This window comes from Bartonella sp. AD24XZML, assembly GCF_042196485.1.
Classification (GTDB): Bacteria; Pseudomonadota; Alphaproteobacteria; order Rhizobiales; family Rhizobiaceae; genus Bartonella.
On sequence record NZ_JBHIQH010000018.1, the window covers coordinates 1 to 1,071 of the forward strand.

At 38.7% G+C, this 1,071-nt stretch carries 1 protein-coding gene; it reads right to left on the reverse strand.

What is annotated here, in order from left to right:
• Positions 1–17 precede the first annotated feature (17 nt).
• Positions 18–1,071: autotransporter outer membrane beta-barrel domain-containing protein (locus ACFIMX_RS02015; RefSeq protein ID WP_375693948.1), on the reverse strand; the 1,054-nt coding region annotated here is incomplete at its 5' end.

Consider the following 1,071-nt stretch of genomic DNA (forward strand, 5'->3'; position numbering starts at 1 on the left):
AAAAAATAACCATATAATTAGAAACTATAGCGTACACCTAAAATACCCTGAAGGGACTGTTTTGTTTTACGCCCTTTAATATAATGTGCCTCACCATATAACTTTAACTTCTCACTCACTAAACTGCTTAAACCTATTCCTAATTTACCTGCATTCCCCGATAAGTCAGTGGTAAATGGATGGCGTTGATTAATTAACGTTTGATTATCATCTTTATTCTCACGCAACCATGCTGCTGTAATATACGCAAGCGATGAGGAATCCATGTGAGAACCAAATTCATATCCTAAAGATAAGCCAATCTCACTGCGTAATGAAGTGAATGGACGCATGTCACCTGTCATGCCATTCGATAACTTGATTTCTTTACCCTCAACTTGCAACCATGTAAATTGTCCATAAGGCTGTAACCAACTGTTCTTTGACGTCTTAAGTCGATAACCAGCTTCAAAGGAAGTTCCCAATGCCCTTTGAGTATATGTTCCTTCAATCTCTAAACCATTCGTTGAAACGGCTTTTAGAGTATTTTGATAATGATTGTATTTTAAAATACCATCGAGATACCATCCACTATGATCCAAATAAGTGACATAAGCGCCAATACCATAAGTATTGATTCCACTGTTACCCCCCCGTGCATGCGCAACACGGGCACGATCATAACTGCCAAAACCACCTATATAAAACTCTCCATTTTCCCACTCGCTTAAACCATTGATCCCCAAAACGATACCGGTCTGATCCAGTTTAAAATCTATATGCTCTGTAACAACACTCTCTTTAGATTTAATCGCATAGCTCCATAAAGCCGTATTCTTTTTACTTTTATCTAGAATTCCTCTTCCCGCACGTACGGTTTGCATTTCATTGTGAAAAACCATCGCTGGCACCACAGACATAGACAATACCGCATCTGTAGAGGGAGTGGTCAAAAAGTGAGAAACTGAAAGATTCTCACTCAATTGTGGAAAAGGGTGTTCTTTATGAACTGGACGCACAATCATTTGATCGGCTAAAGATTGAGAAGAGGTTGAAACAGCAGTTTGTTGTTTTTCATCAGAAAGAGGATGA